The organism is Streptomyces sp. NPDC088354 (genome assembly GCF_044753585.1).
In the GTDB taxonomy this organism is placed as follows: domain Bacteria; phylum Actinomycetota; class Actinomycetes; order Streptomycetales; family Streptomycetaceae; genus Actinacidiphila.
Genome location: NZ_JBIVNJ010000012.1, coordinates 1 through 17,497, shown reverse-complemented (window position 1 = coordinate 17,497; position 17,497 = coordinate 1). Strand labels below are relative to the sequence as shown.

Genomic DNA, 17,497 nt, shown 5'->3' with positions numbered 1-17,497 from the left:
CCCTCCGGCTCTGGCAGCGCCCCACCCTCAGTGCTAGAAATGCGACATGGTCGACTTTTTCGGCCGATTCGGGGCGTACCGGTGCGGTCACTGAGCGAGAAGAGTCCCCGTAGCGTCGCCGGGCAGGTGTTCATCCTGCAGGTGGCGGTGGTCGTGCTGCTCGTGGTCTGCGGAATGTTCGCGCTGGTGCTGCAGTCGCGGCACGACAGCGAGCGCGAGGCCGTCAACCGCTCCGTCGCGGCCGCGCGCGTCTTCGCGCGTTCCCCGGGGCTGCCGGAGGCGCTGAAGGGCCCCGACCCCTCCAAGGTGCTGCAGCCGGTCACCGAGCTGGCCCGCAAGGAGGCGGGGGTCGACTTCATCGTCGTCATGGACACCCACGGCATCCGCTACACGCACCCCATACCGGCGAGGATCGGCCAGCGGTTCGTCGGCACCATCGAGCCGTCGCTGCACGGCCGGATCCACACCGAGAGCGTCCACGGCCCGCTCGGCCACGAGGTGCAGGCCGTCGTGCCGGTCCACGACCCCGTCGACGACCCGCACGGAAGGATCGTCGGCCTGGTGTCGGCCGGCATGAAGGTCACGAACGTGACCGTCGTGGTCAACCGGCAACTGCCGATCATCCTCGGCGCGGGCGCCGCCGCGCTCGCCCTGGCCATGGCCGGGACGGCGCTCATCTCCAAACGGCTGCGACGGCAGACCCACCGCCTGGACCCCGTCGAGATGAGCCGCATGTACGAGCACCACGACACGGTGCTGCACTCCGTCCGGGAGGGCGTGCTCATCGTCGCCGGCAACGGCCGGCTGCTGCTCGTCAACGACGAGGCCGAACGCCTGCTCGACCTGCCGGCCGACGCCGAGGGGCGGTACGTCACCGAGCTGGCGGACCTCGAGCCCGCCATGGTCGAGCTGCTGACCTCCGGTCGCGAGGCGACCGACGAGTTCCTCCCGGCCGGCGACCGCCTGCTGGCCGTGAACCAGCGGCGCACCAACGCCACCGGCGACCTGACGGGCTCGGTGGTGACCCTGCGCGACTCCACCGAGCTCCAGGCCCTCGCCGGCCGCGCCGAGGTCGCCCGCGAACGCCTCAAACTGCTCTACGACGCGGGCCTGGCCATCGGCACCACCCTCGACGTGGTCCGGACCGCCGAGGAGCTGGCCGAGGTCGCGGTCCCGCGCTTCGCCGACTACGTGACCGTCGACCTGGCCGACCCCGTCCTGCACGGCGAGGAGCCCACCGGCGGGAAGGCGGTCGACATGCGGCGCACCGCCGTCTCCGGCATCCACGGCGACGCCCCGCTGTACCCGCTGGGCAAGCTGATCGACTTCCTGCCCTCCACCCCCCAGGCGCGCGGCTTCGGGACCGGACGCTCGGAGCTGGTGACCGACCTCGGCAACGACCCCGGCTGGCTCGCCCAGGACCCCGAGCGGACGCGCGACGTCGTCCGCTACGGCATCCACTCCCTCGTCGCGACCCCGCTCAAGGCCCGCGGCGTCGTCCTGGGGGTGGTCAACTTCTGGCGCTCGGAGAAACCGGAACCCTTCGACGAGGAGGACCTCTCGCTCGCCGAGGAGCTGGTCGCCCGCGCCGCCATCAACATCGACAACGCCCGCCGCTACACCCGTGAGCACGCTCTGGCCGTCACCCTGCAGCGCAGCCTGCTGCCGCGCGCCCTGCCGGAACAGAGCGCCCTGGACGTCGCCCACCGCTATCTGCCGGCGCAGTCTGGCGTGAGCGGCGACTGGTTCGACGTGATCCCGCTGCCGGGCAACCGGGTGGCGCTCGTCGTCGGCGACGTCGTCGGCCACGGACTGCACGCCGCCGCCACCATGGGCCGGCTGCGCACCGCGGTGCACAACTTCTCCACCCTCGACCTGCCGCCGGACGAACTGCTGTGCCACCTGGACGACCTCGTCGGCCGCATCGACCAGGACGAGTCGGACACCGAGGTCGGCGCCGGGGTCATGGGGGCCACCTGCCTGTACGCGATCTACGACCCGGTCACCGGGCGCTGCACCATGGCCCGGGCCGGGCACCACCCGCCCGCCCTGGTGCGGCCCGACGGCAGCGTGGAGTTCCCCGACCTTCCTGCGGGCCCGCCGCTGGGGCTGGGCGGCATGCCGTTCAGGACCGCGGAGCTGGAGCTCGCCGAGGGCACCCAGCTCGTGCTGTACACCGACGGCCTCATCGAGGACCGCACGCGCGACCTGGACGTGGGCATGGAGATGCTGCGCGCGGCGCTGGCGGCCCGACCGAAGCGGCCACCGGAGGAGAGCTGCCAGGCCGTGCTCGACGCGCTGCTGCCCGGCCGGCCCAAGGACGACGTGGCCCTGCTGATCGCCCGGACCCGCCGGACCCCCGCGGATCACGTCAGTGAATGGGACGTGCCGATCGACCCCGCGGCCGTCGCGGGCGTGCGGGCGGCGGTGACCGGGCGACTGGAGGAGTGGGGCCTTTTCGAGCTGAGTTTCGGCGCGGAGCTGATCGTCAGCGAACTGCTCACCAACGCCATCCGCTACGGCTCCCCGCCGATCTCCGTGCGGCTGCTCCGCGACCGGGCCCTGACCTGCGAGGTCTCCGACGGCAGCAGCACCTCGCCACACCTGCGCTACGCGGCCACGACCGACGAGGGCGGCCGCGGCCTGTTCCTCGTGGCCCAGATCGCCGAGCGCTGGGGCACGCGCTACACCCCCGGCGGCAAGGTCCTGTGGGCCGAGCAGCCGCTGCCGGCGTGGGACGCCGGGGAGGCCGCCGTGGGGCTGCCGGACGCCCTCGACGCGGCGGCCCCCTGACAGCCCCCGCCCGGGTCCCGCGCGCCCCTCGGGTGCCGCGACAATGAAGCGGTGATCGCGGATGTCCGGCTGCCCTCCCCCCTCGTCGAGCTGACCGGCGACGAGCGGCTGACGGGGCGCGGCCTGCGCATGCTGGTCAAGCGGGACGACCTGATCCACCCCGAGGTGCCCGGCAACAAGTGGCGCAAGCTCCACCTCAACCTGCGCGCCGCGGCCGGCGCGGGACACCGGGTGCTGCTGACGTTCGGCGGCGCCTACTCCAACCACCTGCGCGCGACCGCCGCGGCGGGCCGCCTGCTGGGACTGGCGACCGTCGGCGTGGTGCGCGGCGACGAGCTCGCCGGGCGCCCGCTGAACCCCTCGCTCGCCCGTGCCGCCGCCGACGGGATGCGCCTGCACTTCCTGGACCGCGCGACCTACCGCCGCAAGGACGAGCCCGAGGTCCTCGCGGCACTGCTGGAGCGGTTCGGCCCCGCCTATGTGGTCCCCGAGGGCGGCAGCAACGCCCTGGCCGCACAAGGGTGCGTGGCACTCGGCGAGGAACTGCGCGGCGCGGCGGACGTGGTCGGGGTCGCCTGCGGCACGGGCGGCACCCTGGCGGGGCTCGCGGCGGGGCTGGGCCCCGGGCAGCGGGCGATCGGCTTCCCCGTCCTCAAGGGGGGCGGATTCCTGCGGGAGGACATAGCCCGCCTCCAGGAGGCGGCCTTCGGCGGGCCGCGCGGCGACTGGCACCTGGAGGAGCGGTTCCACCACGGCGGCTACGCGCGCCGCACCCCCGCCCTCGACGCCTTCGCGGAGGACTTCGGCGCGCGCCACGGCTTCGTGCCCGACCCCGTGTACGTCGCCAAGATGCTGCACGGGCTGTTCACGCTGGCCGGCGAGGGCGCCTTCACCGAGGGGACGGTCGTCGCGGCCGTCGTGACGGGCCGGCCGAGCGGTTAGCCTTGGCCGCATGATCCGATCCGCGGCGCCCGAAGACATCCCGGAGATCCACGCGATGATCCGCGAACTCGCGGAGTACGAGCGGGAGCCGGACAGCGCGCGGGCGACCCCGGCGCAGCTCCACGAGGCGCTCTTCGGACCCGGGGCGGCGGTCTTCGCGTTCATCGCCGAGGACGACGACACCGGCGCCGTGGTGGGCTTCGCCGTGTGGTTCCTGAACTTCTCCACCTGGACCGGCACCCACGGCGTGTACCTTGAGGACTTGTTCGTACGCCCCTCCGCACGCGGGGGCGGCCACGGCAAGGCACTCCTCGCCGAACTGGCCGCCGTCTGCGTCGAGCGGGGCTACGAGCGCTTCGAGTGGTCCGTACTGGACTGGAACGAGCCGTCGATCGCGTTCTACCGTGCGATGGGCGCCCGTCCGCAGGACGGATGGACGGTGCAGCGGCTGACCGGCGAACCGCTGCGCACCCTCGCGGAGCAGGCACGTGTCAACAAAGCGACTTCTCTTTCGAATTGAGACCCCTCGCCCCCTACCCACGGTGCGTGCGCATGCGCCTACTATGGGTGACAGTCATGGGGTGCCGGGCCGGGGCTCATTCATGGCGGCGGCCGTGCTCCGTCCGGGCGACACCGGGGCACGGATCGCGATAGCGTCGCTGGCGAACCGAACCAGATCAGTGCAGTGCCGATGAGGGCAGTGCGAGTGCCACCTTGGAGGTGAGGGTGTCCGAGATCGCAGGCGAGCCCGGGTCGAAGGACTTCGTCGAGGTCCGGCTGCCCGCGGCGGGGGCCTATCTTTCGGTGCTGCGTACGGCGACCGCCGGTCTCGCGGCCCGCTTGGACTTCACCCTCGACGAGATCGAAGACCTGCGCATCGCCGTTGACGAGGCGTGCGCGATCCTGCTCCAGCAGGCCGTCCCGGGGTCCGTGCTGAGCTGCGTCTTCCGCCTGGTCGGGGACGCACTGTGGGTGACCGTGTCGGCTCCCACGACCGACGGCCGCGCCCCGGAGCGCGACACCTTCGCCTGGACGGTGCTCTCCGCCCTGGCGGGCGAGGTGGACTCCAGCGTGGCCGAGGACAAGACCGTGAGCATCGCCCTGCACAAGAAGCGCGGTGCCGGACCGGGACAGCTGTAACGGGGGAATCGCCGTGAACGATCTGGAAGGCAGTACGCCCGGGGTGAGGGGCCGCCCCGTACCCGCCCCTGCGGCGCGACAGGACGAGGCACGGCCCCACCCCGGCAGTGGACCGGCGGACCGTCCCGACGACAAGGACGCGCCCGAGCAGACGGATCAGGCGGATCAGGCGGGTCGCATGGAGCAGGAGCAGCAGGCGCAGCACGAGCACCACGACCCGCACGACCGGGCCGGGGCGCGTGCGCTCTTCGTGGAGCTGGGCAAGCTTCCGCCGGGTTCGCCGGAGCGCGCCGAGCTGCGCAACCGGCTGGTGCGCATGCACCTGCCGCTGGTGGAGCACCTGGCCCGGCGGTTCCGCAACCGCGGCGAGCCGCTGGACGACCTCACCCAGGTCGCCACCATCGGCCTGATCAAGTCCGTCGACCGCTTCGACGTCGACCGCGGGGTGGAGTTCTCCACGTACGCCACCCCCACCGTCGTCGGCGAGATCAAGCGGCACTTCCGGGACAAGGGCTGGGCCGTGCGCGTCCCGCGGCGGCTCCAGGAGCTGCGCCTGGCGCTGACCACCGCCACCGGCGAGCTCTCCCAGCGGCACGGGCGGGCCCCGACCGTCCACGAGCTGGCCGAGCACCTGAAGATCACGGAGGAGGAGGTCCTGGAGGGCCTCGAATCCGCGAACGCCTACAGCACCCTCTCGCTCGACGTCCCCGACACCGACGACGAGTCGCCGGCCGTCGCCGACACCCTGGGCGCCGAGGACGACGCCCTGGAGGGCGTGGAGTACCGGGAGTCCCTCAAGCCGCTGCTGGAGCAGTTGCCGCCGCGCGAGAAGAAGATCCTGCTGCTGCGCTTCTTCGGGAACATGACGCAGTCGCAGATCGCCCAGGAGGTCGGCATCTCCCAGATGCACGTCTCCCGGCTGCTCGCCCGCACCCTGGCGCAGCTGCGCGACAAGCTGCTCGTCGAGGAGTGACGGCCGCCGGGCCGCGGGGCTAGCCCTCGGTGGCGGCGATGCCGAGGGCCTCGGTGGCGGCGGGGTGCACGAGGAGCACCAGCTCGGCGATCGCCGCGGCGCCCAGTGCGGCGCCCGCGGCGATCATCACGCCGCCGTTCTGCGCCATCGTCCAGGCGACCGGCAGCGCGACGAGCTGGATGATGAGGGCGGGTCCGCGGCTCCAGCGGCGGGCGTGCCACAGTCCGTAGGCCGCCGCCAGGGGCATGGCCGCCAGGGCCAGCACCGTCAGGCCGCCGGCCTCGGCCTGGCGCGGGCTGTCGGGGTTGCCGACGAGGCCGAGGACGACCATCGTGATGCCCCACGCCGCCAGCGCGGCGCCTTCCAGTGCCGCGACCGCGGCGGCCGCCGCGAGGCGGCGCTTACGGCCCGGGCGCACCGGGTTCTCCTTGCCACTCACCCCAGCAGGGTAGCCGCCCGGCTCCACCGGGAGTACGGGGCGGTACCGCCCGGTAGGTACCCTGGCGGTCATGCGCGCTCTCCTCGTGGTCAATCCCGCCGCCACCACCACCAGCGCCCGTACCCGCGACGTGCTCGCGCACGCGCTGGCCAGCGACCTGAAGCTGGAGGTGGCCGCCACCGAGTACCGGGGCCATGCGCGCGACCTCGCACGGCAGGCCGCCGAGGGCGGCGAGATCGAGCTCGTCGTGGCCCTGGGCGGCGACGGCACCGTCAACGAGGTCGTCAACGGGCTGCTGCACAACGGCCCCGACCCGGAGGGGCTGCCGAAGCTCGCCGTGGTGCCCGGAGGCTCCACCAATGTCTTCGCGCGCGCCCTCGGCCTGCCCAACGACCCCGTGGAGGCGACCGGCGCCCTGCTGGACGCGCTGCGCGAGGGCAGCTCGCGGACGGTCGGCCTGGGCCGGGTGAGCGGCACGCCGGGCACGGCGGACGAGGGCGTGCCGGCGCGCTGGTTCACCTTCTGCGCCGGCCTCGGTTTCGACGCGGGCGTCGTCGGCCGGGTCGAACAGCAGCGGGAGCTCGGCAAGCGTTCGACACACGCGCTCTACATACGGCAGATGCTCCGGCAGTTCCTCGCCGAGCCCTCCCGCCGCGGCGGGTCGATCACGCTGGAGCAGCCGGGCGAGGACCCGGTCACCGGCCTGGCGATCGCCATAGTCTGCAACACCGCCCCCTGGACCTACCTGGGCAATCGCCCGGTCTACGCGTCACCGCGGGCATCCTTCGACACCGCCCTGGACGTGCTCGGGCTGTCCCGTCTGTCGACCACCGCGGTGACCCGCATCGCCACCCAGCTGCTGCGGTCGACCCCCGAACGGGGGCCGCACGGCAAGCACGCGACCTCGCTGCACGACCTGACGGACTTCACCTTGCATTCGCAGGCGCCACTGCCGTTCCAGGTGGACGGAGACCACCTGGGACTGCGAATCAGCGCAACCTTCTCAGGCGTACGCCGTGCACTGCGTGTGATTGTGTAAGCAGAAGGACATAAAGTCCTTCCACTCGAACGTTTAGGCTGCCCTGCACCCCATGGAAGTACGGCTGTGACCGAGCCGACACCGAGGAATCAAAAAAAAGTTTCCGGAAGGGGTTGTATCCGCAGCCCAGGTTTGCGAGTCTCTTCTTGGCGATCGGGACAGCCGCTCTTCGGGCGTCCTCAGTAGCCGGAATCCTCACCACACCCCCGCGGGACCGCACCCAGGAGACTGGGCGATGTCCCGTGTCGTGTCTGGGGATTCGTGAAAGCGTTCACATTCACAAGCAACGTGCAAGCAATACAAGGAGATGGAGCAGCCATGGACTGGCGTCACAACGCCGTTTGCCGCGAAGAAGACCCTGAGCTCTTCTTCCCTATCGGCAACACCGGTCCTGCGCTGCTGCAGATCGAGGAAGCCAAGGCCGTCTGCCGCCGCTGCCCCGTCATGGAGCAGTGCCTGCAGTGGGCGCTCGAGACCGGCCAGGACGCCGGCGTGTGGGGTGGCCTCAGCGAGGACGAGCGTCGCGCAATGAAGCGCCGCGCCGCCCGCAACCGCGCCCGCAACGCCAGCGCCTGACGCACTCGCTTACCCCCGAGCCGCAGCGCGCAGCACCTCCGAACCGCGCAGCATCGCGACGCAAAAAGCCCCGGCAGCTCGCCCGAGCAGCCGGGGCTTTCGCGTTCCTTGCGGCCGGTCGCGCGACGGGCGTTCAGCTCTCCAGGGAGAGTTCCAGCACCACCTTCGTGCCGCGCTCCTCGGCCGGGACCATGTCGAAGGTGCCGCCCAACTCCCCCACCACCAGGGTCCGTACGATCTGCAGACCGAGGTTGCCCGCCCGCTGCGGATCGAAGCCCTCGGGCAGCCCGCGGCCGTCGTCGCGCACCGCGATCGCCAGCTTCCCCTGGCGCCGCTCCGCCGAGACCTCGACCGAGCCCTGCTCGGTGGGACCGAATCCGTGCTCCAGGGCGTTCTGCAGCAGCTCGGTGAGGACCATCGCCAGCGGGGTGGCGACGTCTGCGCTGAGGATGCCGAAGCGGCCGGCGCGCCGGGTGGTGACCCGACCGGGTGAGATCTCGGCGACCATGGCCAGCACGCGGTCGGCGATCTCGTCGAACTCGACGCGCTCGTCCAGGTTCTGCGACAGGGTCTCGTGCACGATCGCGATCGAGCCGACCCGCCGCACCGCCTCCTCCAGCGCCTCACGCCCCTGGTCGGAGTCCATCCGGCGGGCCTGCAGCCGCAGCAGGGCGGCGACCGTCTGGAGGTTGTTCTTCACCCGGTGGTGGATCTCCCGGATCGTGGCGTCCTTGGTGATCAGCTCCCGCTCGCGGCGGCGCAGTTCGGTGACGTCGCGCAGCAGCACCAGCGAGCCGCTGCGGACGCCCTTGGGGCTCAGCGGGATGGCGCGCAGCTGGATGACCCCGCCGTTGCCCTCGATCTCCGTCTCGCGCGGCGCCTTCCCGCTGGCGACGGTCACCAGCGCCTCGTGGCTCTTGCCGCGCGAGGGGGCCAGCTCGGCGGTGGCGGCCCCCAGGTGGTGGCCGACGAGGTCGGCGGCCTGGCCGAGGCGGTGGTAGGCGGAGAGCGCGTTGGGACTGGCGTACTGGACGATGCCCTCGGCGTCGAGGCGGATCAGTCCGTCGCCGACGCGCGGCGACGCGTCCATGTCGACCTGCTCGGACGGGAACGGGAAAGTGCCCGCCGCGATCATCTGTGCCAGGTCGGACGCGCTCTGCAGATAGGTGAGCTCCAGCCGGCTCGGGGTGCGCACGGTGAGCAGATTGGTGTTGCGCGCGATCACCCCGAGGACCCGCCCGGCCCGGCGCACGGGGATCGACTCGACCCGTACCGGCACCTCCTCGCGCCACTCGGGGTCGCCCTCCCGCACGATCCGGCCCTCGTCGAGCGCCGCGTCCAGCATCGGGCGGCGGCCGCGCGGGACGAGATGGCCGACCATGTCGTCCTGGTAGGAGGTGGGGCCGGTGTTGGGACGCATCTGCGCGACGGAGACATAGCGCGTGCCGTCGCTGGTGGGGACCCACAGAACGAGATCGGCGAAGGAGAGATCCGAGAGCAATTGCCACTCCGACACCAGCAGATGGAGCCACTCGAGATCGGAATCGTCGAGGTCGGTGTGCTGGCGTACGAGATCGTTCATGGAGGGCACGCAAATGAGCGTACCTGCGCTCATGGCAAGCGCTGACATCCAGTCCCCCACAAAGGCCTTCGAGCCCCTATGATCTGACTGCGTCAGCTTATGGACAACGGATAATGGTCTAGTCCAGAATTGACGTGAACAACTGAACTTCCGCCCTTCCCGCACAGAAGGGTGGAGCGAGGCCGGGGCGCTCTCTGCCCTGACTGCGCCAGGCCTCACGAGTCGGCCCTAGCGGGCCGCGGGACCGCACAGCCCGCGTGCCACGGCGCCGACAGCAGCTCCGGGCTGCGGTGCTGGACGGGTTGAGGGTCCCGTTCCGGCGCCGCGGCCCGAAGTGGTTTCCGGCGCCCTTCGCGCCTTCGCCTCCCCCGGCTTCCCGTTGTCCGCGCGCCGCCTCCACGGTCGCCCCGGTCGCCCCGGGTATGTCAGACGGCGCGGCTTCACAGCTTTGACGTTCGGCGCCGGCCCGGCACGTGAAAAGCCCGTGGACGCGGCGGGCGGGAGGATTCCCCACCCTCCGCGCCCACAGGCCGGGGCGCGGGACGGGGCGGCGTCAGTGCGTCTCGGTCACCTTCGCCAGGGCGCGCGGCGCGTCCGGGTCCTGGCCGCGGGCGATCGTGACCTCGTAGGCCAGCATCTGCAGCGGCAGGATCTCCAGGATCGGCTGGACCTCCTCGGCCACCTCCGCGGTCGGCAGCACGAAGCCGGCGGAGGCGGCCTCCACGGACGCCTGGTTGCCGATCACGACGAGGTCGGCGCCCCGGCCGCGGAGCCGGTCGAGGACCGGCTGCAGTGCCTGGCCGCCCTTGCCCTCGGTGACGATGGCGATCACCGGCGAGACGTTGTCGACCATGGCCAGCGGACCGTGCAGGAGGTCGGCGCCGGAGAAGGACAGGGCCGGGATGTAGCTGGTCTCCATCAGCTTCAGCGCGGCCTCCTTCGCGGTCGGGTAGCCGTAGCCCCGCGAGGTGAGCACCAGGCGCTCGGCGAAGCGGTAGCGGCCGGCGAGCGCCTTGACCTCGTCCCGGCGGGCGAGGATCTGCTCGGCCAGCTCGGGGAGGATCTTGGCGGCGTTGCCGTCGCCGCCGCGCAGGCCCTCGACGAAGAGGTAGAGGGCGAGGAGCTCGGCCGTGTACGTCTTGGTCGCCGGGAGCGCCTTCTCCGGTCCCGCGAGCACGTCGATGTGGAACTCGGAGACCTCGGCCAGCGGCGAGTCGGCGTTGTTGGTGACCGCCAGGGTGATCGCGCCGGCCTCCCGGGCGGCGCGGGTGGAGGCCACCAGGTCCGGAGAGCCGCCGGACTGGCTGACGGTGATGACCAGGCAGTCGGTGAGGTCCGGGCGGGCGCCGTAGGCGGTCGTGGTGGACATGGAGGTCAGGCCCGCCGGCTTGCCGAGCAGCACCTCGATCAAGTACTTCGCGTACAGCGCCGCGTTGTCGGAGGTGCCGCGCGCGGTGAGCAGGACGAAGCGCGGCCCGCGCGCGGCGATCTGCTCGGCGATCTCGCGGATGCGCGGCGCGCCCTCCTCGAGGATGCGGCGCAGCACGGCGGGCTGCTCGGCCATCTCGCCGGACATGATCCGGCCCGGCATCGGGGGCTGCTGGGTCGGAGTCGGGGCGGACATTCTGGAAGCCTCCAGGTCGGTCTCTGGAACGGGTGGCGCCTCCGGGGCGGTCAGGCGTCGGCGTCCTTGCCGACGATGACCTCCGCGGCCGCTCGCCCGCACACGCGGGCCGCGCCGTGGGTCGCAATGTGCAGCGCGCCGGAGGGCGGAGCCTGGGGGACGCCCATCTCCACCACCGCCGTGTCCGGCCGGGCGGCGAGCAGGGCACCCAGCGCCTCGGCCATCCACGGGTGACGGTGCACGTCACGGACCACTGCGACGATCCTACGGTTCGCCGCGGACCGGAGCACATTTGCGGTCAAAGCATCGCCCTGGCGGAAGGTGCCGGTCACCGTCCCGGGCAGGAGCCGGTCCAGTTCGGCGGCCACCCCCCACGGCGTCTCGGCGCCGACCGCGATGTTGGCGACCGGGGTGAACGCGGCGACGTAGGGCGCCTCGGCGATCGGCAGGTACTCCTCGGTCCGGGTCACGCGCAGCGCGCGCCGAGCCGCCGTGAAGCCGATTTCGGGGTCCGGCGCGGGGCCGGCGGCGGAGCCGGCCGCGCCCCTGGTCCAGGCGGCCAGTGCCCGCACCCGGGCGGCCGCGTCGGCGAGCCGCCCGCGGGGAAGTTCGCCGGCGCGCACCGCGTCGACGATGGCGTCCCGCAGCGCGACCACGGTCTCCTCGTCGGCGAGGCCGCCGCCGACGCAGATGGCGTCGGCGCCGGCGGCGATCGCCATCACCGTGCCGCGCTCGACGCCGTAGGTGTCGGCGATGGCGCGCATCTCGATGCCGTCGGTGACGATGAGGCCGTCGTATCCGAGCCCGTCACGCAGCAGCCCGGTCAGGACGGCGGGGCTGAGCGTGCCCGGGCGGTCCGGGTCGAGGGCCGGGACGAGGATGTGCGCACTCATCACGGCCTTGGTCCCGGCGGCCAGGGCGGCGCGGAACGGGACCAGTTCGCGGGAGTGCAGGGTGTCCGGGTCCACGTCCACCTTGGGCAGGGCGTGGTGGGAGTCGACGGAGGTGTCGCCGTGCCCGGGGAAGTGCTTGGTGCAGGCGGCCACGCCCGCGGACTGCAGCCCCTCGACGTAGGCGGCGGTGTGCCGCGCGACGAGCAGCGGCTCGGAGCCGAAGGACCGCACCCCGATGACCGGGTTGTTCGGGTCGGAGTTGACGTCGGCGGAGGGCGCCCAGTTGAGGTTGACCCCGCAGGCGGCCAGCCGGCGGCCCAGCTCGGCGGCGACGTCGCGGGTCAGGGCGGTGTCGTCGACCGCGCCGAGTGCGAGGTTGCCGGGGAAGGAGGAGCCGGTGCGTGCCTCCAGCCGGGTCACGTCGCCGCCCTCCTCGTCGGCGGCGATCAGCACCTCGGGCCGCACGGCGCGCAGCTGCGCGGTGAGCGCGGCGAGTTGCCCGGGCGACTCGATGTTGCGGGCGAACAGCGCCACGGAGCCCAGGCCCTCGGCGAGCCGGCGCAGCAGCCACTCGGGGGCGGTGGTGCCGTGGAAGCCCGGCTGCAGGACGGCCAGGGCGTCCCGCGCGAGGTCCTCGGCGTCCGCGGTGCCGTCGGGGATCTGACTCAAGGTCTCGGTCATCCCTTCACCGCCCCGGCGGTCAGGCCGGCGGCGACCTTGCGCTGCACGATCAGGAAGAAGATCACCACAGGAACGCCCATCATCGTCGAACCCGCCATCATCGGCGCGTAGTCCGTGCCGCGCGAGGTGACGAAGTTGCCCAGCCAGACGGTGGCCGTCTGGTGCTCCTGGCTCATGATGAGCATCGCGTAGAGGTACTCGTTCCAGGCCTGGATGAGCGCGTAGATCGAGGTGGCCACGAGGCCGGGGGCGAGCAGCGGCAGCACGATCCGGAGGAACGCGCCCATGCGCGTGCAGCCGTCGACCATCGCCGACTCCTCCAGTTCCTTGGGGATGTTGACGATGAAGCCGCGCAGCGTCCAGACCGTGAAGGGCAGGATGAAGGTCAGGTACGTGATGACCAGACCGGAGAGCCTGTCGATCTGGTCGATCTGGTTGAGCAGCAGGAAGACCGGGATGATCATCGCGACCAGCGGCACCATCTGGACGGCGAGGATCGCGACGATGACCGCCTTGCGGCCGCGGAAGACGAACCGCGAGATGGCCAGCGCCGCCAGCAGCCCGATGATCAGGCCGAGGCCCACCGTCGAGCCGGAGACGATGAGGCTGCGTCCGACCGAGCCCCAGAAGTCGCCGATGTCGAGGGCGTCGGAGAAGTTCTGGAAGGACAGGCTGGTCGGGAAGAACTTGGGGTTCGGGTCGATGGCGTCCTTGGCCGGCTTGAACGCCGTGTTCAGCATCCAGTAGACCGGGAAGCCGGTGACCACCACGACCAGCAGGCCGAGCAGGTTGTAGACGGTGCGTCCCTTGCGGCGCGGGCGCCGGCCGACGCGGCGGGCCGGGGAGGCGGGCGGGGCCGCCGGGGCGGGGGCGGTGTCGAGCACGGTCGTCACTCCACCTCTCCGATCTTCAGCATCTGGCGCATGTAGACGGCCATCACGCCGAGGAGCAGCAGCACGGTGATGACGGCGATGGCCGCGCCCGCGTCGTAGTCGTTGGAGACGAAGGCCTGGTCGTACGAGTAGGTGGTGAGCACCTGGTAGTCGGGCTCGGGGTGGCCGTCGCGCATGAGGAAGACCTGCGGGAAGACGCCCATGTCCCAGATGACCGACAGCGTGGTCAGCATGACGATCAGCGGCTTGAGCACCGGAAGGGTGACGTGCCGGAAGACCTTGACCGGGCCGGCGCCGTCCATGCGGGCGGCCTCCTCCAGCTCCTTGGGCACCTGGGTGAGGCCGGCGTGCAGGGTGATGGCGACGAAGGGGATGGCGCCCCAGACCACCATCAGGGTGATGACGAGGAAGCCCTGACGGGTGTCGGTGAACCAGTTGTGACCGCTGAAGTCGACCCCGGGCAGCCGGCTCAGCAGCCAGTTGAGGACGCCGTAGTCGCTGTCGAACATCCACTTGAAGACGGTGATGGCGACGACGATGGGCATCGCCCAGCTCGCCACCAGCGCGATGTTGATCAGCGTCTTCATCCAGGGCGAGACCCGCTGCAGCAGCAGCGCCACCGCCATCCCGAGGACGAGGGTGAGCAGCACCGCCGCGACGGTGAAGAGCAGGGTGCGCAGGACGACGGCCCAGAATTCCGAATCGCCGAGCACGTGGGTGTAGTTGGCGAATCCCTGCCAGTCGCCGGGCAGTCCCTGCCAGAGCTCGGCCTGCCCGTACTGCTTGAAGGACAGGGTGACCAGCCGGACCAGCGGGTACCCGAGGACCAGCACCAGGACGCCGATGGTCGGTGCGAGCAGGGCCCAGGGAAGCGCGGCCCCGCCCAGCCGGCGCGGCTTGCGGCCCGGTCCCGCCGGCGGCCGCGCGAGCGGCACCTTGTCGAGCGGTGTGTCAACGGCACTCATCATGTGCTCCTCGGCTACTCCAGTCCCTGGCGTTCGCGCACCGGGGCCGGCCGCCCGTGGGCGGCCGGCCGGCGTCGATCACTGTGCTGCCCCGGCCACCGGTCAGCCGGCGTTGATCACCGCGTTGATCTGGTCGTCGGCGGACTTCGTCGCGTCCTCGATGGACGCCTTGCCGACGGCGATGTCGTTGAGCATGTTCTGCAGGATCTGCTTCTTCTCCACCTGCAGCCAGCCCGGCGCGGTCGGGACGAACCAGGTGTTCTCGTTGGCGCGGGCCGAAGCGGCCGTGGCCGGGTCGTCCTTCAGCGGCGCGAGCAGGGACTTGGCGTTGGGCAGGTTGCCCTTGGAGATCAGGACCTTCTGGGCGGCCGTGTCGGTGAAGTCGTTGATCCAGTCGGCGGCGAGGTCCTGCGCGCCGGACTTGGCGGGGATGACCAGGTCGGAGCCGCCGATGAAGTTCGGCAGCAGGTCGCCGTTCGGGCCGGGCAGCGCGAAGGTCTCCAGGTTGTCCTTGAGCTTGCCGGTCTTGTCGGTCTTCGGGTCGGCGGCCGCGCCGCCCTCCCAGCTGGCGCCGTAGATGAGCGCGGACTTGCCCTGGCCGTAGACGATGTAACGGTCGGACTCGTCCTTGTTCTTGTCGCCGTGGAAGTACTTGTCGAGGACGCCCTTCCAGGTCTTCAGGCCCTCGATGGACTTGGAGTCGGACAGCGAGGCGGTCCACTTGCCGCCGTCCTCCTTGGCGACGTCGCCGCCGGCGTCCTTGACGAAGGCCAGCGCGGTGTACCAGTCACGGCTGGGCTGGTACCAGGCGGAGAACTTGTCGCCGTTCTTCTTCTGGATCTTGTCGAGCGCGTCGGTCAGCTCGGCCCAGGTGGTCGGGGCCTTGGTGACACCGGCCGCCTTGGCGACGTCCTTGCGCCAGGTGCCGACGCGGGCGCCGGCGTAGTAAGGCACGCCGTAGGTCTTGCCGTTGTACGTGACCGAGCCCTCCAGGGCGTCCAGCCAGTCACCGGAGTTCTCGAACTTGCTCTTGTCGATCGGGGCGAACGCGCCCTTGACCAGGTAGCCGAGCGTCTCGGTGTTGCCCATCTCGACCACGTCCGGCACCTTCTTGGTGGCGAGCACGGCGTCGAGCTTCTGGTTCTTGGCGGTCCACTCGTAGTACTCGTGGTGGATCTTCACGCCCTTGTGCGCGGCCGTGAAGGCGTCGTCCGCCTGCTTCACCAGCTCGGGCCAGTTCTTCTGTGCGTCGACCGTCAGCCAGACGGTGATCTCCTTGGGCGCGGCGGCCTTGTCGGAGCCCTTGTCGTCCGAACCGCAGGCCGCAACGCCGGCGACCATGACTGCGACACCGATCGCCGCGATCAGCTTGCGCTTCACAACACCCTCCCCAGGGCAGTGAGTACCAAGTGGTGTAGACCAGTGCCCGAAGCTTGGCCTAGACCTTTGGGGGTGTCAAGGGTGTATAAGAGCACCGGTCGCGTCCGTTACCGGACCGACATCTGGGCCCGTAACGCGATTTGGGCCCTGGCCGTGCCACGATGTGAGCCGCGAATGACGGAGGAGCCGGTGACGGCAGCACGACAGCACACGGGAGCAGGGGCGATGGACAGCGACGGCGAGGCCGGTAACGCGGTGACGGAGTCCGCGGAGCCCGCGCCGGCGACCGCGGCCGGACGAACCGCCCGGGTGCCCAAGTACTACGGGCTCAAGCGCCATCTGCTGGAACTGACGCAGACGATGCCGCCCGGCTCGCCGGTACCCCCGGAGCGCACCCTGGCGGCGGAGTTCGACACCTCCCGCACCACCGTGCGCCAGGCCCTGCAGGAACTGGTCGTCGAGGGACGGCTGGAGCGCATCCAGGGCAAGGGCACCTTCGTCGCCAAGCCGAAGGTCTCCCAGGCGCTGCAACTCACCTCGTACACCGAGGACATGCGCGCCCAGGGCCTGGAGCCCACCTCGCAGCTGCTGGACATCGGCTACATCACCGCCGACGACCGGCTGGCCGAACTGCTCGACATGAAGGCCGGCGGGCGCGTCCTGCGCATCGAACGGCTGCGGCTGGCCAACGGCGAGCCGATGGCGATCGAGACCACCCACCTGTCGGCCAAGCGCTTCCCCGCGCTGCGCCGCAGCCTGGCCAAGTACTCCTCCCTGTACACCGCGCTCGCCGAGGTCTACGACGTAAGTCCGGCCGAGGCGGAGGAGACCATCGAGACCTCGCTGGCCACACCGCGCGAGGCCGGGCTGCTCGGCACCGACGTGGGCCTGCCGATGCTGCTGCTGTCCCGGCACTCCCTCGACACCGACGGGCAGCCGGTGGAGTGGGTGCGCTCGGTCTACCGCGGTGACCGCTACAAGTTCGTGGCGCGGCTGCGGCGGCCGTAATCCCGGGAGGATGCCGGGAAGTTCCCGGATGGTTCCCGTCTGGTTCCAGCCCGTCGAGATCGTTTCCATACCGCAATACGAACGGGTAGTGACGTGCGCCGGTGCCTGACCTAGATTTCGTGCGCATTACACAGGAGTGAGATCAGGACGGAGCCGCAGCAATGTCCGAGCAACCAACCGGAACTCCGGTCCGGCCGCCGGTGGTCACCCCCACCCGTGTGATCGCCGGCGTCTGCCTCGTCATCCCGTTCGTCGCGATGCTCTGGGTCGGCTCGTACGCGAAGCTGACCCCCGAGTTCATCGGCATCCCGTTCTTCTACTGGTACCAGATGGCGTGGGTGTTCCTCTCCTCCGGACTGACGTACACCGCGTACGTCCTGGTCCGCCGCGAGGAGCGGGCACGGAAGGAGGCGTCGAAGTGAAGGACGGAATCAACGGCGTCGCACTGGCCGTCTTCATCTTCTTCTTCGTGGTCGTCACGGTGCTCGGCTTCCTGGCCGCCCGCTGGCGCAGGGCCGAGAACGCGCTGCACCTGGACGAGTGGGGGCTCGGCGGCCGCAGCTTCGGCG

Annotated in this window: 16 protein-coding genes and 1 pseudogene; 10 read left to right on the top strand and 7 right to left on the bottom strand. The window is 71.2% G+C overall.

Annotation, left to right across the window (positions count from 1 at the left end; translation table 11 throughout):
• Positions 1-39: 39 nt before the first annotated feature.
• The 5 genes from ACIP98_RS19385 to ACIP98_RS19365 all read left to right on the top strand — a co-directional run bounded on the left by ACIP98_RS19385 (position 40) and on the right by ACIP98_RS19365 (position 5,848).
• The gene (locus ACIP98_RS19385) at positions 40-2,793 is read left to right on the top strand and encodes a SpoIIE family protein phosphatase (RefSeq protein ID WP_401977014.1); all 2,754 of its coding nucleotides are present in this window, start codon (positions 40-42) and stop codon (positions 2,791-2,793) included.
• Between the two features lie 51 nt (positions 2,794-2,844).
• Positions 2,845-3,735 carry a pyridoxal-phosphate dependent enzyme gene (locus ACIP98_RS19380; RefSeq protein ID WP_319665706.1) on the top strand — a complete coding sequence of 297 codons (891 nt, stop codon included), beginning with the start codon at positions 2,845-2,847 and terminating at the stop codon, positions 3,733-3,735.
• Between the two features lie 10 nt (positions 3,736-3,745).
• Positions 3,746-4,255 carry a GNAT family N-acetyltransferase gene (locus ACIP98_RS19375; RefSeq protein ID WP_319665705.1) on the top strand — a complete coding sequence of 170 codons (510 nt, stop codon included), beginning with the start codon at positions 3,746-3,748 and terminating at the stop codon, positions 4,253-4,255.
• 206 nt (positions 4,256-4,461) lie between these two features.
• Positions 4,462-4,875: an anti-sigma regulatory factor gene (locus ACIP98_RS19370; protein WP_319665704.1), complete on the top strand. Its 414-nt coding sequence runs from the start codon at positions 4,462-4,464 to the stop codon at positions 4,873-4,875.
• Positions 4,876-4,918: 43 nt separating this feature from the next.
• Positions 4,919-5,848, top strand: a complete 930-nt coding sequence (locus ACIP98_RS19365) for an RNA polymerase sigma factor SigF (protein ID WP_401977137.1) — start codon at positions 4,919-4,921, stop codon at positions 5,846-5,848.
• Between the two features lie 19 nt (positions 5,849-5,867).
• Here ACIP98_RS19365 and ACIP98_RS19360 read toward each other — a convergent pair whose 3' ends face one another.
• Positions 5,868-6,287, bottom strand: coding sequence for a hypothetical protein (locus tag ACIP98_RS19360; RefSeq protein ID WP_401977013.1), 420 nt, complete (start codon positions 6,285-6,287; stop codon positions 5,868-5,870).
• A gap of 70 nt (positions 6,288-6,357) precedes the next feature.
• Between ACIP98_RS19360 and ACIP98_RS19355 the strand changes: the two genes are divergently transcribed.
• Together ACIP98_RS19355 and ACIP98_RS19350 are read left to right on the top strand one after the other, a co-directional pair.
• Positions 6,358-7,326, top strand: a complete 969-nt coding sequence (locus ACIP98_RS19355; RefSeq protein WP_319665702.1) for a diacylglycerol kinase family protein — start codon at positions 6,358-6,360, stop codon at positions 7,324-7,326.
• A 318-nt stretch (positions 7,327-7,644) separates the two neighbouring features.
• Positions 7,645-7,902 (top strand): WhiB family transcriptional regulator, encoded by a 258-nt coding sequence (locus tag ACIP98_RS19350; protein WP_018563321.1) that lies wholly within the window; start codon positions 7,645-7,647, stop codon positions 7,900-7,902.
• A 133-nt stretch (positions 7,903-8,035) separates the two neighbouring features.
• Here the strand turns inward: ACIP98_RS19350 and ACIP98_RS19345 are convergent, their stop codons facing one another.
• From ACIP98_RS19345 to ACIP98_RS19320, 6 genes are all read right to left on the bottom strand, one after another.
• The gene (locus tag ACIP98_RS19345) at positions 8,036-9,484 is read right to left on the bottom strand and encodes a histidine kinase N-terminal domain-containing protein (RefSeq protein ID WP_319665738.1); all 1,449 of its coding nucleotides are present in this window, start codon (positions 9,482-9,484) and stop codon (positions 8,036-8,038) included.
• Between the two features lie 553 nt (positions 9,485-10,037).
• On the bottom strand, positions 10,038-11,108 hold the full coding sequence (locus tag ACIP98_RS19340) for an SIS domain-containing protein (RefSeq protein ID WP_319665701.1): 1,071 nt from the start codon (positions 11,106-11,108) through the stop codon (positions 10,038-10,040).
• 50 nt (positions 11,109-11,158) lie between these two features.
• Positions 11,159-12,682, bottom strand: coding sequence for a glycoside hydrolase family 3 protein (locus ACIP98_RS19335; protein WP_401977012.1), 1,524 nt, complete (start codon positions 12,680-12,682; stop codon positions 11,159-11,161).
• Positions 12,679-13,566 carry a carbohydrate ABC transporter permease gene (locus ACIP98_RS19330; RefSeq protein ID WP_401977136.1) on the bottom strand — a complete coding sequence of 296 codons (888 nt, stop codon included), beginning with the start codon at positions 13,564-13,566 and terminating at the stop codon, positions 12,679-12,681. The genes ACIP98_RS19335 and ACIP98_RS19330 overlap by 4 nt, the downstream gene beginning before the upstream one ends.
• Positions 13,567-13,571: 5 nt before the next feature.
• Entirely contained in the window at positions 13,572-14,540 is a 969-nt protein-coding gene (locus tag ACIP98_RS19325; protein ID WP_401977011.1) for a carbohydrate ABC transporter permease, read from the bottom strand.
• Between the two features lie 102 nt (positions 14,541-14,642).
• Complete coding sequence (locus tag ACIP98_RS19320) at positions 14,643-15,920, bottom strand: extracellular solute-binding protein (protein WP_401977010.1); 1,278 nt, start codon at positions 15,918-15,920, stop codon at positions 14,643-14,645.
• A 225-nt stretch (positions 15,921-16,145) separates the two neighbouring features.
• Between ACIP98_RS19320 and ACIP98_RS19315 the strand changes: the two genes are divergently transcribed.
• The 3 genes and pseudogenes from ACIP98_RS19315 to ACIP98_RS19305 form a co-directional block, all read left to right on the top strand.
• The gene (locus tag ACIP98_RS19315) at positions 16,146-16,928 is read left to right on the top strand and encodes a GntR family transcriptional regulator (RefSeq protein ID WP_401977134.1); all 783 of its coding nucleotides are present in this window, start codon (positions 16,146-16,148) and stop codon (positions 16,926-16,928) included.
• Positions 16,929-17,089: 161 nt separating this feature from the next.
• Positions 17,090-17,350 (top strand): DUF3311 domain-containing protein, encoded by a 261-nt coding sequence (locus ACIP98_RS19310; protein ID WP_401977009.1) that lies wholly within the window; start codon positions 17,090-17,092, stop codon positions 17,348-17,350.
• Positions 17,347-17,497: pseudogene (locus ACIP98_RS19305) on the top strand (sodium:solute symporter); the annotation flags it as partial. The gene ACIP98_RS19310 and the pseudogene ACIP98_RS19305, both read left to right, overlap by 4 nt.

Bases quoted from the DNA above. Each gene is read 5' to 3' on its own strand.
- ACIP98_RS19345 (WP_319665738.1), bottom strand. From the start codon at position 9,484: ATGAACGATCTCGTACGCCAGCACACCGACCTCGACGATTCCGATCTC.
- ACIP98_RS19385 (WP_401977014.1), top strand. From the start codon at position 40: ATGCGACATGGTCGACTTTTTCGGCCGATTCGGGGCGTACCGGTGCGG.
- ACIP98_RS19355 (WP_319665702.1), top strand. From the start codon at position 6,358: ATGCGCGCTCTCCTCGTGGTCAATCCCGCCGCCACCACCACCAGCGCC.
- ACIP98_RS19315 (WP_401977134.1), top strand. From the start codon at position 16,146: ATGGACAGCGACGGCGAGGCCGGTAACGCGGTGACGGAGTCCGCGGAG.
- ACIP98_RS19335 (WP_401977012.1), bottom strand. From the start codon at position 12,682: ATGACCGAGACCTTGAGTCAGATCCCCGACGGCACCGCGGACGCCGAG.
- ACIP98_RS19310 (WP_401977009.1), top strand. From the start codon at position 17,090: ATGTCCGAGCAACCAACCGGAACTCCGGTCCGGCCGCCGGTGGTCACC.
- ACIP98_RS19325 (WP_401977011.1), bottom strand. From the start codon at position 14,540: ATGAGTGCCGTTGACACACCGCTCGACAAGGTGCCGCTCGCGCGGCCG.
- ACIP98_RS19340 (WP_319665701.1), bottom strand. From the start codon at position 11,108: ATGTCCGCCCCGACTCCGACCCAGCAGCCCCCGATGCCGGGCCGGATC.
- ACIP98_RS19375 (WP_319665705.1), top strand. From the start codon at position 3,746: ATGATCCGATCCGCGGCGCCCGAAGACATCCCGGAGATCCACGCGATG.
- ACIP98_RS19350 (WP_018563321.1), top strand. From the start codon at position 7,645: ATGGACTGGCGTCACAACGCCGTTTGCCGCGAAGAAGACCCTGAGCTC.